The following is a 13,844-nucleotide window of genomic DNA, read 5'->3' on the forward strand; positions in this document are numbered from 1 at the left end:
AGATTTCAATCTTCTGCCTCAACGATGTCTTCTTCTTCCACTCTCGCAGCCGGACGGTCTTGATTAAGCTGATTCAACAAAGACAAAATGCGATCGCCCCTTTCCAGAGAACGATCTTCCTGAAACAGTAACTCTGGTGTCCGACGCAGCCGCAACCGTTGACCGAGTTCGCTGCGGACAAAGCCAGTTGCTGCTCTTAACCCAGCCATCGTTTCTACCTTTGCTTCCTCGGTGCCATAGATGCTGACGAAGATTTTAGCGTGTTGTAGGTCGCCTGACACATCCACATCGGTGACGCTGACCATGCCAGCACCCACGCGATCATCTTTGATTTCGGTTAGCAGCATTTGGCTGATTTCGCGTTTAATCAATGCGGCAACGCGAGAAACGCGGCGACTTGTAGCCATAATCATCTGCTGCCTTTAAGACAGTGTGAGCAATGCTTTTACTCATCCTACCTAAATCGGACTCACTCCCAGCATCGCCCGTAGGGTTAGGGTAATAAAAGTTAAGGCTGCCACCAGAAAGCCCATCAAAGCGATCGCGCTGGTTCGATTTTGGAGTAGCGGTTTCAACCACCCAAAGGTATAAAAGAATACCCCTAGGATAATGGTGACAAAGTAGCGGGGGTAGCGAGAGATATTTTCCCAAAAGCCATCAAACATATTATTTAAAGTAGCCGACACAAAAAGCGGCGATAAGTCACTGCATCTTAACTGGTAACATTTGTCTGCGAGTTCGACAAGCTCGGCATCGTCCCTAAAGGGGGTTTCGTCTAGAGATAGTTCGCCAAGCGTCTGGTGGTAGCAGGCTACTACCCGCTATATTTGTGCAACCGCGACATATTGACTCATAACACATTGCCCGATAACACACGGACTCATAAGAGCGATCGCGTGTTTTGGTCGCGGTGATAGTCATTTTTTTCCTCTTGTCGAACCCGCTAGGTAGTCTAAATTAAATCATATCCCCCCACTTCCACAACAACTGTTACAAACGCTTTAATTTTTTTAGATAGCTAGAAGCAATGTCAACTCAGGCGACACAACAAGAAGTAGCGCGTCCCTTTCTAAAATGGGCTGGTGGGAAAAGCCAGCTGATTCAGCAATATATTCCCTATTTTCCCCCAAAGTTTACAACTTACTATGAGCCATTTTTGGGTGGCGGCGCTCTTTTCTTTCATTTATTGCCGAAAGTATCTATTTTGACGGATATTAATGCCGATTTGGTCAATGTTTTCCGATGTGTGAGGGATGAAGTAGAGCCGCTAATTGAATTCTTGCATCAGCATCAAATGAATCATAGTAAGGAGTATTATTACTGCGTGCGTTTGATGCAACCTAGCACCCCTCTAGAAAGAGCTTCTCGATTTATTTACCTCAACAAAACCTGCTTTAACGGATTATATCGAGAAAACTCAAAAGGGCAATTTAATGTTCCGATTGGGAAATACAAAAATCCAAAAATTTGTAATTCAGCTTTACTTAGGGCAGTTTCCGCTGCACTTCAGAGTGCCCTGATTGATGTTAAACCTTTTGAAGCTGTCCTACAATCTGCGGAAAACGCTGAAGATTTTGTTTTCTTTGACCCGCCTTATTATCCTCTAAGCTCTACCAGTAACTTTACCGCCTATAGCCGTCATTCTTTTAATGAAGCTGACCAAATTCGGCTTAGGGATGTCTTTGTAGAACTGGCGAATCGGGGTGTTAAAGTGATGCTTTCTAATTCTGACTGTCTGTTTATCCGAGAAATTTACAGCGATTTTAATATTTACGAGATATCAGCTTCCAGAATGATTAATTCCAACGCTAGAAAACGGGGCAAAATATCTGAATTATTAATCACATCTTATGCAAGATAACTGCTTACCCATAAAATAACGTAAAGTATTCGCCGTACAATTTTACTGAATTATTGGTATTTGTTATAATAGGATGTATATATTATTCGACCGTTAGAGTGTTAATTGCTCGATTGAAATAAGCTTGCAAATTTGTAATTTACCACATGGGATAGAAGTAGAAGTATGTGTGGAAGATTTACCCAAAGTAAGTCCGCTGAGACAATCGCCCAAGCATTCCAGGTAAATGATGTTCCACTCCTGATGCCTCGTTATAATATTGCGCCCACCCAGTCAGTACAGACAGTTTTACAAAATCCAGAACAGTCTCAACGACAGTTCAAAATGCTGCATTGGGGGCTGATTCCCCGTTGGGCAAAAGATACAAAAATGGGAGCAAAACTGATTAATGCACGGGTGGAAACGGTAGCCGAAAAACCGGCTTTTCGGGCAGCTTTTAAACAACGACGTTGCTTAGTAGTAGCGGATGGTTTTTATGAGTGGAAGCAGCAAGACGGGAAAAAGCAGCCATTTTATTGTCGCGTCAATGATGGACAACCTTTCGGCTTTGCTGGTTTGTGGGAGCATTGGGAAGGAGAGGATGGTGAGGAAATAGATTCTTGCACAATTTTGACAACAGAACCCAATGAGGTAATGCGCCCGATTCACAACCGAATGCCAGTCATTCTCGATCCAAAAGATTATGATTTGTGGTTGGATTCACAGGTGCAAAAGCCGGAGTTATTACAGCCTTTGTTGCGTCCATATTCAGCAGAAGAAATGGCAACTTATCCAGTCAGCACAAAGGTAAATAAACCAATGAATGATACGGCGGAGTTGATCAATAGCCTTTAAGCGATCGCACTCTCAAGATAGTCGGGTGAGCATCGATCGCCTTACCTTCCAGTTTGCCTCCTCAAATACTTCCAAAACTTCTGTCTTCCGGTAGAGGGTAAAAACCAGTTAAGCGTGAGCTATGCTGGCAGTGATTTCTATCGAGTCCAAACCGTTTTAGGAAAGCAGCCGTTATGCCAGAAAGTTTCTTGCTCAGCCGCGTACTAATTCGCTTCAACGGCAAAGCTGATGAACCTCTTAGCCAAGATTTATCAGCGGCTGCTTTGACACCTGATGGCAGCTTGTGGGTAGGTTCTGATGAAACGAGAACGATTGAGCGCTTATCCCCTGTCGAGCCATATATCTTCAGCAAACATCAGCAATTTTTTGTAAAAGATTTCATCGATTTAGCCGATCCGGAAGGCGAAATCGATATCGAGGGAATGGATTATACAAACCATTATCTTTGGTTCATCGGTTCCCACAGTACAAAGCGTAAAAAAATAAAGGGCAAAGACCTTGAGAAGGATCTTGATAAACTAGCAACCATAAAGTTTGAACCAAACCGTTATTTACTTGCCCGGATTCCTGTAGTAAAAGGTGAATTAGTTAAATCAGTCTCTCACCCAGAACAGCCAGATAAAAAACTGACAGCAGCCTGTCTGCAAAAAATAGGAAATAGTAACGTTCTGATAGAAGCACTCAAACAGGATCGGCACCTAGGGGCATTTCTAACAACTTCTATCCCCTCTAAAGAAAATGGATTTGATATCGAAGGCTTAGCGATTCGGGGAGATAGGATTTTTATCGGCTTGCGAGGCCCTGTACTGAGAGGGTGGGCAATTATTTTAGAGGTTGAAGTTGCAGAAACCGAGCCAGGAATTTTAACGCTGAAGAAAATTGGCAAAGATGGGAAGCAATACAAAAAACATTTTGTAGAGTTGAATGGGTTAGGTGTCCGGGAACTATGTCTGGATGGTGAAGACTTGATCGTTCTAGCGGGACCCACGATGGATTTAGAAGGTGCGCTGAGAGTCTTCCGCCTGAAAAATGCCTTACAACGTGATGAAAACAGCATCTCTTGGCAGAAAGAGGGAGATTTGGAAGTGTTGTTTGATCTGCCTTTCAGATTTGGTTCCGATCATGCGGAAGGGTTGGCACTGTTTCCCTGTTTAGGACAACCAAACTCTCTAATGGTGGTTTATGATTCTCCGGATGAGAATAGAGTCGTGAAGCCGAATGGTATTTTTGCAGATGTCTTCAGTTTGAAGTCTCTACCTTGTTAACTCTCAGGGACACGGCATTGCCGTGTCCTTACAAACAATATGTATTGCACGTTCATTGAGAACCTCACTAATCGCTAAATGTGTTGGAGATTATTAGCCCTTAGCAAAAGAGAAAAATGCAAACTGACAAGTTAGCGATGCTAACGCGATCGCGTCCTTCCTATACTAGCCACGCAGGAAAGGGCAAATCGCTTCTTAGGATTTGTTTTTCATCCCCTGAATGCGCGTCACGATTAATCCGCCACCAACAGCACCTAATAATATAATCCCGCCTACTGCGATAGTAGGTTCAACCGTGGTTTGAGAGCTAGAAACTGTGCGAGGTTCGAGCGTAGATTTTAGCGCTGGGAAGGCTAATTCTACAAATAACTTATGGGCGGCAGTCGTGGGATGAATGCTATCCCAAAATAAATATTCGTTTGGATTGTTACATATTTTGGCTCTGCTAACGCAGGCGTTGGTTACATTCGTGAAACCGAATTTTTTTGGATTGTTGGTAACTTGATTGTAAAGAGAATTGACATCAAGATAGGTGATTTTGATATCAGAGTTGAGTTGCTGACGCAAACCGTTGAGGGATGCGGCTAATCCAGAATTATGCTTCTTTGTTAAAACGTTGAGGGAGCCGGAACGTTGAGTTGTGCGCGTGCCGGGAAGCTTTCCTAAATCTGGTAAGTTAACAACTACGATATTTTTTGCGCCTGCTGCGGAGAGGGACTTCACCGCGATCGCTAAATTGTTAATTGGCACGGTAGAGTCGGTAGCGCCTCTTAGGTAATCATTCGCACCAGCCCATACAACATACAGAGCCTTAGGATTAGCCGCGGAATGGGTTGCCTTAAAGCTCTCGATCTGCGTCAGCAATCCAGGGGGAATCTGCTTAGAATTGCCTGTAGTCGCGCCTCCGTAGGCGAAATTAGTCTCTGTACTGGATTTTAATTTCAGCTTAGAGGCGAGATAATCTGCCCAAACAGGGCCATTGGAATAGCGTCCTTGAAAGTAGGGTGGGCTTGGAGGATATTGCCCGTTGGTAGCCTCTAATACATTGCCCACATCGGAGAGGCTATCTCCAAAAACATAAATTTGATTAAAATTCTGTGCCGAAGCCGGATTCGGAACTCCCAAAACGCTGAAGAGCGTGAGAAGCGCAAGGACTCGCCTAGGCTTTGCGATCGCTGCTGTAGCAGTAGCCATCCACAACTTTTTCATGAACATCCCCAGAAGATCCGATTAGAGTTATCACCAGCCGCTTTCTCCTTGTAGCAAAGTTTCTGGAAGATGGCTGAGCGAGTAGCGATCGCTTGACAAACTGTGCTTGTCATTTGCAATTCATCCATAAACGCGATCGCGCTTATGCTTGGGGACTTTCAAGTCTTTACCCTAACTCATGTTTCAAAAATGTAACTTTAGCTACTTTTTGCTGAAAATGTCATTAAAATATGACTTATACGGTCTTACCGCGCACCCGTTCTATCAGCAGAGGTTGTCTTATGCCAGAACTTATCTGTACTGTTCCCGTTCCCAAAACCCCACAAGAATTGGAACAAGCCGTTGAGCAATACATCACTAGCGATATCAGCGGTACTGAACTCATTTGTAAGTGGCAAGCCATCCGCGATGCTTCCCTAGATCAAGACTTTTGCGTGCCTACTGATAGCGACCAAGTTGCAGGCGGAGACAGCTATTAAGTTACATCTATTGACACGGATTGGGCGCTTAGGAGTATGGGTTGATTAACCCCCATTTCCTGCGTAGGGGTATGGCATTGCCATGCCCCTACAGATTGCGAATGATTGTAAGTTATTTAATCCATGTTAATTAGGGCACCCAGTCCAGACATTATTAATTATTAGCGCTACAATACTGACCTCGCTTTTTTCTCTAAACTGACTCAAAAAAGGCAGCTGGAGAGATATGAAAAAAATCAGCGAGTTTGCGAATGTGGGTAGCTGTAAGATTACGTTGACCACTCAACACCGCAGACACAATAGACTCGGTTTTGAATATAGGAATCAGGTCTTCCTGCCTCAGATTATATTCAGCTATCAAGGCTTTGAGTAGCTCTACACCATGAATATCGGGTATAGGCTCCTCATGAAGTTGTTCGTACTCGTAGACTAGGCTACCTAGAACATTGAGGTAGTCTTGTTCATCTGGTGTTAATTCGCCGCGATCGATCAGTGAATCAATTACTTTTTGAGTTGCAAGTAATTCTTCCTCAGAACCGATTGGGCGAGGAGGAAAAGTCTTTATTAACTCGATATAGGCGCTAGTATTACGTGAACCACTCATCATTTTTCCAGCCCTCCTTATCATATTCTGCATGGGTGAGGATATGGCGGATAAAAACTTTTTGATATGTATAATCTACCAAGGCAATAAGTCGATAGTTGTTACCGCCAATGTTGAAAACAGTTAGATTACCGACTTGATCGGCAGAGGGGAATACTTGGCGTAATTCAATAAAGTTTTGCCATTTAGCTAAGGACGTGAGTTTGTACCATAGCGACAGGCTACTTTCTGCATTAGGGTGTATTTCCCAAAACTCCTTAAGTCTGCGTAGGGTGATAATATGCATAGATTTTTAGTATCGGGTAAATGTGCATCATCAATCTCCAAATTCGTACAACTCTGATAATTATCTTACGCAAATTGCGAATATAGCGAATTGAGCTAGAAGCAAGCAGCGCGAGTATAATGGGCTTTTTCCCACCAACTAACCAAATGGTGGAAAAAAGCCCACCCTACAGACTAGAAGCAGGCAAAGGGCGATCGCGCCCACAAAAAAACTCCCCCAGCTTATCTGAGGGAGTTTGATTTTAAGTTTTCAAAAACCGAATTACACCGAGACTGGAGTATTTACAAGCTTCTTTAGCCGAGGAGTTGCAACCATTTTCATTCCTTCCGGTGCGGCTAAAGTCAAACCCCGACGCACTGGAATCACCGGACGCTTATTAACGAGCGACACTTGAAAATGCGACACAATTGTCGCGAGAACCAATTTCATTTCATACATGGCAAATGCCATCCCGATACAGCGACGATTTCCGCCACCAAAAGGCAAATACTCGTATGGAGAAAATTGCCGTTCTAAAAAGCGCTCTGGCTTGAATTGCTTCGGCTGCGGAAAAGTTTCCTCCCGATGGTGGGCTAAATAGATACTGGGGACGATAACCGTTCCTGGGGGCAATTTGTAGCCGGATATCTCAATGGGCGATCGCACAACCCGAACAAAGGTATTCGCAGCAATTGGATAGATACGAAGCGTTTCAGAGCAAACTGCCGTTAGATAGGGCAGTTTGGCAATGGCACTTGGATCTGGATCGGCGTCAACATCCAACTCAGCGAGCAGTTTGTCGCGCACCTGCCGTAATTGGTCAACCCAGTACAAAGCCCACGTCAGCGCAGAAGCCGTGGTTTCATGTCCGGCGACTAGCAAAGTCATTAACTCATCGCGTAACTCTACATCCGTCATCGGTTGACCCGCTTGATCGCGAGCAGACATCATCAAGCTGAGGATATCTTCGCGATTCGAGTTAGCTTCCGCTCGACGTTCCGCAATCTGAGCGTAAATCAGTTCGTCAATTTGTTTTATTTGGCGTAGCATCCGACCCCAAGGACTCCAATCGCCTAAATCTTGTTTAAGAAACTCAAAAAAGAAGGCGCTGGAGTTGAAGCGGGAAGTCATCAAGTCCAGGGTTGAACCGATTAAGCTGCGTAGTTCTTCCAAACGCAACCCCTCATCTAGTCCAAACACCACCCGTAAGATGACGCGCAGGGTGATTTCTTGCATCGACGCACGGATGTTGAAGGGTTTGCCAACCGTCCATTGATTCATCACCTGCTCGGCGATTTCAGAGATAATCTGACCGTAAGCCCGCATCCGTTCGCCGTGAAAGGGAGGGGTTAACATCTGTCGTTGGCGCTGATGGCGATCGCCATCCAGCAGTAGCAGAGAATTTTCTCCCATTAAAAACTCTAACCCGCTGTTCCCTCGCCCAGCGTCTAACTGACTAGAATCAGCAGTGAAAATCGTTTGTAGGTCTTGGGGTTGGCTGAAATAGACAATCGGAGTCCCCTGGCTTCCCTGGATGGTGAAGGTGTCACCATAAGCTTTTGCATAATCATCCAGGTACTTGATGGGCTGAAAAATAAATTTCATTAACCGCAGCGATCGCGGAGTGTTTGGCCCCTTAGGCAGGTTATGAGTGAGTTCCATTGAGGCGTTTTGTGTTCAGAGCTATTCGATTCTATTGTGGCGAGTTTGGAGGGCGGAGTGTTGGCTTTAAACCCGATGTCCTCAGAGGGCGATCGCTTGCTTCTCATCCTAGCGATTGATAAGCGATTGACAAAGATTGCGCCAGTCAAGCGCTGCGCTAAGGCACAAAAAACTCCCCTCGATCCCATTAAGCGGTATATTCGGTGGAGTCAGCATCACAAGCGAGCAGTGCCAAGAATAATTGCGATTCTCAACGGAAAGGGAGGAGTCGGTAAAACCACTACAGCAGTCAATCTGGCTGCAACCTTCTCGGAAGAAAAACGGGTTCTTCTGGTCGATGCAGATATTCAGGGTTCGGCGACTTGGTGGGTTGAGCGTAGCGAGAAAGGAATGGGCTTCGATCTCGCTCAAGAGACAGATCCAAAACTTTTAGGTCGTTTACGTAAGATAGAAGGCTACGATTTAGTAGTAGTGGATACGCCTCCAGCATTGCGATCGGAAGCATTAGCGGCGGTAGTAGCGATCGCTGATTATCTGGTTTTACCCACGCCTTGTGCGCCGATGGATCTGGCTGTACTCATTGAGACAGTAAAGGAAACCGTCATGCCAGTTGGAATCGCCCATCGGGTACTTCTGACAAAGGTGGATGCGCGAAGTTTGGGGGAAGCACTGGAGGCTCAAAACACACTTCAAGAGCTAGGAATTCCTGCTTGCCATAGCTTTGTCCGTGCCTACAAAGCCCACGAACGAGCGGCTCTTGAGGGGGTGCCGATTCATCAATGGGCGGGGAAAAAGGCGCGGGAGGCGGAAGCAGACTATCGCCGCGTGGCTAATGAAATACAGCGTGATTGGAGAAACTAAAAATAATGGCTAAAAAACGTATCTCAGACTTACTACACGAAGAAGCACAAAAATCCCCAGATTCAGCAGATGAACCTGTTCTAGAGGCGACCGTTGAGGAAGTTATAGAAGTGGAGGCGGAACTCGTAGAGGATTCATCAACAGATACGCCCGATAAAACTCCTGCTAAAAACTCAAATCCAACGAAGGCTGACTTAGAAGCAAGTGTGACAGAGTTAAAAACAGCTCTGGATCAAGCACGCGAAAGGGAAGAAGCTCTACAACAGCAAATTACCAATTTGCAATCCAATTTGGATGAGCAAAAATCTCTGATGGCTGACTTGAAAGGTGTTGTGAAGGAAACCCGTAAAGTGGAAGCTTCTTTACACCAGCAAATTGCCAATTTGCAGGCGGATTTGGATGAGCAAAAAAAATTGCTAAACAAGCATCAAAAAGCTCAAGAGCAAGCCAAACAGTTGAAAACAGAGCTAGAGCAAGCCAAAAAAGCAGCGATGCAACTTGCAGAAGCGAACTCTAAGCTAATTGAAGAAGCCAATGCTCTACACAAAGCGCCGCAAGCTGCTCAACCACAGAAGCACAAAACATCTGAGCGGGTATCTAACATCTTCTCTGAACCTCCAACCGATGAGCCTGCTGATTTTGCCTCAAAAAGTTGGTTGCTGTAAATACTCTTAGTAAAGAGGGCGAATAGAATTCGCATCTATACAGACTAAACCCACCTATGCGGGTTTCAAAAGTCCGCGTTAGCGTAGCGTGCGCGTTAGCGCATAGGCGGATTTTGTTGAATAGAAGCGAAGCAACTTCTGCCCCCCGTCTTCTTGAAGGGGGGTAAGGGGGTTGGCGTAGCCGCGATTTCTAATCGCCAGGTATATTTGCAAGATTGGGATGTATAGAAGTAGGGGCGGGTTAATAACCCGCCCCTACTTCTAAGCGCACTTGTTATTTAGCTGAATTCAAAATCCGAAATTGATTAAGCAGGATTTGCTTGCGCTCTTCTCTGGAGTAAGTTGAGAATCGAAGCTTTTTCCAGAAGTCCTACTAGCACGCCGTTTTCACGAATCACGGGTAGTTGAGTGAGTTTTTCTTGTTCTAGTAGTGTTACCACTTCTAGTAAAGATTGATCGGATTTGACGGTTGTGGAGAATTCGACGGGTTTTGTTAGCTGTGCGACTGATATTTCAGTCCACTGGGAGGTTGGGACAGCTTTGAGATCGTCAACTGCGATCGCTCCCACTAATTGTCCTTCCTCATTGGTAACTAAGAACCGCGACGCTTCGTTTTTGCCAATGATGTACTCGTTAACAAACTCTCTTAGGGAAAGCGACTCAGATACAATCGGGCTATCACTCATGACTGCATCTTCTGCGGTCAAAGCGGCTAATTGTTCTTGCACTCTAGCAGCTTGGGTTGCTCGACCCGCGTTTTGCAGCAAGAACCAACCGATTAACAAGTTCCAGAAGTTGAGACCGCCGCCTAATAGTAGAGGAACCAGACCAGAAGCGATCGCTATCCAACCAATGACTTGACCGGCGCGACCCGCAAACACGACACCTTTATAAGGATTGCCGGTGATCTTCCAAACCAACGCCTTGAGGATATTCCCACCATCCAGGGGCAAGCCAGGAATCAGGTTAAACAGCGCCAGCACTAAGTTGACGTAAGCCAGCACTCCGAGTATTGCTCCAAACGGCCCGGAAATGCTCGTGGTAAAGCCAATCGCGCTAATTAGACCAAACAGCGCCAAACTGACTAAAGGCCCTGCGATTGCCAGCCAGAATGCTCCTGCTGGGGTCTTTGATTCTTTTTCTAAGCTGGCGAGACCACCAAACAGAAATAAGTTGATAGATTTAACTTCAATTCCCTGCTTGATAGCCACAAAACTGTGTCCCAGTTCGTGCGCCAAGACGGATGCAAACAACAGCAGCGCCGCAATTAATCCCAGTAGCCAGGGTAATCCCCCGCCGAGTCCGGGAAATTGAGCCGCTAGTCCACTGCCATAACTCACCGTCACCCAAGCCAGGACAAAGAACCAGGTTGGATGTACGTTGAAGGGAATTCCGAATAAATTGCCGACGCGAATCGTGCCGTTCATTACGCCACCTCTGATTTAACATCTGAGAGGCTTAAATTGAACCTCTCTTTCTTGCACCTCTTTATCGTAACGATATGTAACGAGCATTTTAATCTTTCAGCTACCGTACTATCCGTCCGTTAAGGTTCGGTTTTGGAATAGCCTAGTGTGAGGCATTCTTACTTTTGCCTCGGCATAATAGAATCAGTACTGCTCTTGAAAGGCTGACTTCTGCATCACGTCCTTGGGGCAGAAAAGCTCTCCCAACCTCGACGACCGCAGGTGTCTTCCTATGCCCGTCTCCGAAACTCAAATCACCCGCTCTTACAATCAAGAAGAGATTCAGCAAATTCTCCAGATTGCGATCGCGCGTCAAACTGACGACACAGAATTTACCCGCGAACAGCTACTGGAAATCGCCTCTGAATTAGAAATCTCTCCAGAGTGTCTTCAGGTGGCAGAACAGCAGTGGCAAGCCAAACAGGGAGAAATCCAAAAGCGGCAGGATTTTAATCTCTACCGACGCACCAAATTACAGAAACAAGCTGGCAAATATACAATCGTCAATTCGTTTTTGATGCTGCTGAATATCGTGAATGCCGGTCAGCTTTCTTGGTCTTTATATATCGCCTTATTCTGGGGATTAGCTCTGGGGCTTAATGCTTTGAATACCTTTCAATCTGGAGGCGAAGATTACGAAAAAGCCTTTCAGAAATGGTATCGTCAGTACCAATTGAAACAATCACTGACCACTGTTTGGGATAAGGTTCTCAAAGCTTGGCAGACTTAAAACATATTCCCCTAGCGAAGAGAAATTTGCGGCTACGCAAAGGAAGGGGGTTGAAAATCAGTCTTGATGAGCGAGAATTTTGTCTAGAGACGTTGTATGCAACCTCTTGGGATTCGGTAATTCATGCTTGGCAGATATGCCAAAGGCGCGATCGCGTACAGCCCTTTGGGCATGAAAACAGCGAAGCGAGGGATTAGCCTCGCGCTGACTTGTCAGTTCTCATTTTCCCCCAGTCAGCATATCTCCTACAGGAACAGCTTTCGTTTGCCTTAAAATAATCCTGTCGGCTTGGTTAAACTAACCAGACTTTTACGGCTAGACAAGTTACGGCTAGACAAGTTCTCTCTGCATTCTCCCTGCATTAGATATGGTTCAGTACACTCTCGCACAAAGCCCAGAAGTCATCCTGACTGTTTCAGGCAAAGATTCAAAAAAAGCCCGTGAGAAAGCGATGGAGCAGCTCATGGAACTCATGGATGCAGACAAGCTACCCACCGATCTTGAAGATGGATTTAGTCCGGAACAACTGATTGAAGTCAAAGAGCTAGAAGCGGATGGGACTAGCGATGAAGACGCCGTAACCCAAGCTGTACAAGTTCTGAGCAACCTTGCCACACTGAAGCTGAAGGTGCAGGAGTCACGCGCCGAGGCGCTGAAGGTTCGAGCTCAAGTAGATATCCTGTTTTCAGAAAAGTCGGTGAGTGAAGAGGAAATCGCGCAACTCAAGGACGGTTTTAAGGTTCTCAAAACCTTTGCTCAAGTGAATCTGCGCTACCACGAGGCTCGCTCGAAAGCAGAGCAAGCTCGGAGCGTGTTAGATCAAGCTTTAAAATCTCCTGAAAGTTAATTTCTCTGCTTAGGCGCATCCGCTGCGCGATCGCGTCAGCGAGAATTCAGACTTGAGCAGCGATCGCGTTGTTGAGTTTTTCTCTCATTCGCAGCGCCAAATGCATCTGTAACCACCCAAGAAGATAAGCAATGATTCAATTTGGTAAAACTCCTTCTGATTCCGGAGAAAAAAGCTGGCGAAACCAGCTGGCTCAGTTTGTCAAAGCTAATCAGCAAGAATTGGCAGCCTTATCTTGGGGTTTGTGGTTAGAAAATGGAGACACTCAAGGTTATCTAGGGATCGATGTGCAACCGAAGCCGCATTTCGTCTATTGTCCAAAAGAGGCAATAGAAACACTCAATAATAAAGTCGAGAATCAGCTTCAGGAGATGGTAGGAGTTGTGGAGGCTCATAACCCTGAAGTGGAGGTTCTGATCATTGGAATTGGCGAGGGGCAAATAAAGCTGGTTCAGTTTCAACCAGAACCTCCACCTCCCGCTTGCTTTGAGAAAGTCGCCGCAGATGTTAATACATTGCTAGAGCGATTAGAGCAGCAGATGGACGAGCAGATACAAGGTTAAATCCTAAAAAGCGATCGCGTCAGCGTATGTATTCTTAGTGCTACTCGCACGCTTGCTAGTGAGGGGAAACGCGATCGCATCTTTCATCAACCACGTTAGCGAGTTAATCAGAACGCCTAGATGCCATCTGTTCGTCTAAACTCACTGGTCCAGACCCAATATAGTACACCATCAGTAATCCACCGATAATTGCTAAGTTTTTCATGAAGGCATTTACTTGCATTCGGTCGGCAAAATCGGTGTGAAAAATTAGCGTAGCCGGAATCATAAAGATAATTAGTGCGATCGCTCCCCAACGCGCTTTGTAACCAAGCAATATTGATAATCCGCCAGCCAATTCAAGAATAATTGCCGCAACGAGCAACAATGCTGTCAGGGGTAAGCCCTTGCTAGCCATAAACTGCTGCGTGCCACTAAAGCCCGTAATCTTGTCAAAGCCAGACTTTAAAAAAATGGCGGCTAAGAAAGCCCGTGCTATGAGGGGGATGTATTTTTCCATATTGACCTGCGATCGCTTAGCCTTTAACTTACAA

General features: G+C 45.6%; 18 protein-coding genes. 10 read left to right on the plus strand and 8 right to left on the minus strand.

What is annotated here, in order from left to right; all coding sequences use genetic code 11:
- Window positions 1-5: 5 nt before the first annotated feature.
- Together rbfA and H6F52_RS09750 are read right to left on the minus strand one after the other, a co-directional pair.
- Complete coding sequence (gene rbfA / locus H6F52_RS09745) at window positions 6-407, minus strand: 30S ribosome-binding factor RbfA (RefSeq protein ID WP_190414734.1); 402 nt, start codon at window positions 405-407, stop codon at window positions 6-8.
- A gap of 51 nt (window positions 408-458) precedes the next feature.
- Window positions 459-665 (minus strand): DUF751 family protein, encoded by a 207-nt coding sequence (locus H6F52_RS09750; protein ID WP_190414768.1) that lies wholly within the window; start codon window positions 663-665, stop codon window positions 459-461.
- Window positions 666-1,027: 362 nt separating this feature from the next.
- On the opposite strand from H6F52_RS09750, the gene H6F52_RS09755 reads away from it, so the two are divergent.
- The 3 genes from H6F52_RS09755 (at window position 1,028) to H6F52_RS09765 (ending at window position 3,960) form a co-directional block, all read left to right on the plus strand.
- Window positions 1,028-1,861 carry a DNA adenine methylase gene (locus tag H6F52_RS09755; protein ID WP_190534118.1) on the plus strand — a complete coding sequence of 278 codons (834 nt, stop codon included), beginning with the start codon at window positions 1,028-1,030 and terminating at the stop codon, window positions 1,859-1,861.
- Window positions 1,862-2,026: 165 nt separating this feature from the next.
- Window positions 2,027-2,695, plus strand: a complete 669-nt coding sequence (locus tag H6F52_RS09760) for an SOS response-associated peptidase (protein ID WP_190534121.1) — start codon at window positions 2,027-2,029, stop codon at window positions 2,693-2,695.
- A gap of 173 nt (window positions 2,696-2,868) precedes the next feature.
- On the plus strand, window positions 2,869-3,960 hold the full coding sequence (locus H6F52_RS09765) for a DUF3616 domain-containing protein (RefSeq protein WP_190429801.1): 1,092 nt from the start codon (window positions 2,869-2,871) through the stop codon (window positions 3,958-3,960).
- Between the two features lie 195 nt (window positions 3,961-4,155).
- Here H6F52_RS09765 and H6F52_RS09770 read toward each other — a convergent pair whose 3' ends face one another.
- Window positions 4,156-5,169, minus strand: coding sequence for an SGNH/GDSL hydrolase family protein (locus H6F52_RS09770; protein WP_242033890.1), 1,014 nt, complete (start codon window positions 5,167-5,169; stop codon window positions 4,156-4,158).
- Between the two features lie 281 nt (window positions 5,170-5,450).
- On the opposite strand from H6F52_RS09770, the gene H6F52_RS09775 reads away from it, so the two are divergent.
- Window positions 5,451-5,648, plus strand: coding sequence for a hypothetical protein (locus tag H6F52_RS09775; RefSeq protein WP_190414739.1), 198 nt, complete (start codon window positions 5,451-5,453; stop codon window positions 5,646-5,648).
- Between the two features lie 193 nt (window positions 5,649-5,841).
- On the opposite strand, the gene H6F52_RS09780 is transcribed toward H6F52_RS09775, so the two are convergent.
- The 3 genes from H6F52_RS09780 to H6F52_RS09790 form a co-directional block, all read right to left on the minus strand.
- Window positions 5,842-6,255 (minus strand): transcriptional regulator, encoded by a 414-nt coding sequence (locus tag H6F52_RS09780; RefSeq protein WP_190534127.1) that lies wholly within the window; start codon window positions 6,253-6,255, stop codon window positions 5,842-5,844.
- Window positions 6,236-6,538 (minus strand): type II toxin-antitoxin system HigB family toxin, encoded by a 303-nt coding sequence (locus tag H6F52_RS09785; protein WP_190534130.1) that lies wholly within the window; start codon window positions 6,536-6,538, stop codon window positions 6,236-6,238. The genes H6F52_RS09780 and H6F52_RS09785 overlap by 20 nt, the downstream gene beginning before the upstream one ends.
- 261 nt (window positions 6,539-6,799) lie before the next feature.
- Window positions 6,800-8,179, minus strand: coding sequence for a cytochrome P450 (locus H6F52_RS09790; protein WP_190534133.1), 1,380 nt, complete (start codon window positions 8,177-8,179; stop codon window positions 6,800-6,802).
- 228 nt (window positions 8,180-8,407) lie between these two features.
- Here H6F52_RS09790 and H6F52_RS09795 point away from each other — a divergent pair, with 228 nt between their 5' ends.
- Together H6F52_RS09795 and H6F52_RS09800 are read left to right on the plus strand one after the other, a co-directional pair.
- Window positions 8,408-9,040, plus strand: a complete 633-nt coding sequence (locus tag H6F52_RS09795; RefSeq protein ID WP_190534194.1) for an AAA family ATPase — start codon at window positions 8,408-8,410, stop codon at window positions 9,038-9,040.
- Window positions 9,041-9,045: 5 nt separating this feature from the next.
- Window positions 9,046-9,705 carry a hypothetical protein gene (locus tag H6F52_RS09800; protein ID WP_190534136.1) on the plus strand — a complete coding sequence of 220 codons (660 nt, stop codon included), beginning with the start codon at window positions 9,046-9,048 and terminating at the stop codon, window positions 9,703-9,705.
- A 305-nt stretch (window positions 9,706-10,010) separates the two neighbouring features.
- Here H6F52_RS09800 and H6F52_RS09805 read toward each other — a convergent pair whose 3' ends face one another.
- A complete protein-coding gene (locus tag H6F52_RS09805) occupies window positions 10,011-11,132 on the minus strand; it encodes a site-2 protease family protein (RefSeq protein ID WP_190429797.1) in 1,122 nt (373 codons plus the stop codon).
- Between the two features lie 271 nt (window positions 11,133-11,403).
- Between H6F52_RS09805 and H6F52_RS09810 the strand changes: the two genes are divergently transcribed.
- From H6F52_RS09810 to H6F52_RS09825, 4 genes are all read left to right on the plus strand, one after another.
- Window positions 11,404-11,901 (plus strand): 2TM domain-containing protein, encoded by a 498-nt coding sequence (locus H6F52_RS09810; protein WP_190534138.1) that lies wholly within the window; start codon window positions 11,404-11,406, stop codon window positions 11,899-11,901.
- Window positions 11,902-11,951: 50 nt separating this feature from the next.
- Window positions 11,952-12,098, plus strand: a complete 147-nt coding sequence (locus H6F52_RS09815) for a hypothetical protein (RefSeq protein ID WP_190534141.1) — start codon at window positions 11,952-11,954, stop codon at window positions 12,096-12,098.
- A 170-nt stretch (window positions 12,099-12,268) separates the two neighbouring features.
- Window positions 12,269-12,748: a hypothetical protein gene (locus tag H6F52_RS09820; RefSeq protein ID WP_190414745.1), complete on the plus strand. Its 480-nt coding sequence runs from the start codon at window positions 12,269-12,271 to the stop codon at window positions 12,746-12,748.
- 131 nt (window positions 12,749-12,879) lie between these two features.
- Window positions 12,880-13,311, plus strand: a complete 432-nt coding sequence (locus H6F52_RS09825) for a hypothetical protein (protein WP_190429794.1) — start codon at window positions 12,880-12,882, stop codon at window positions 13,309-13,311.
- A 103-nt stretch (window positions 13,312-13,414) separates the two neighbouring features.
- Here H6F52_RS09825 and H6F52_RS09830 read toward each other — a convergent pair whose 3' ends face one another.
- Window positions 13,415-13,810: a DoxX family protein gene (locus H6F52_RS09830; protein WP_190534144.1), complete on the minus strand. Its 396-nt coding sequence runs from the start codon at window positions 13,808-13,810 to the stop codon at window positions 13,415-13,417.
- Window positions 13,811-13,844: the final 34 nt, after the last annotated feature.

Origin of the sequence: Coleofasciculus sp. FACHB-542 (genome assembly GCF_014695825.1) — a bacterium.
Lineage (GTDB): Bacteria > Cyanobacteriota > Cyanobacteriia > Cyanobacteriales > FACHB-T130 > FACHB-T130.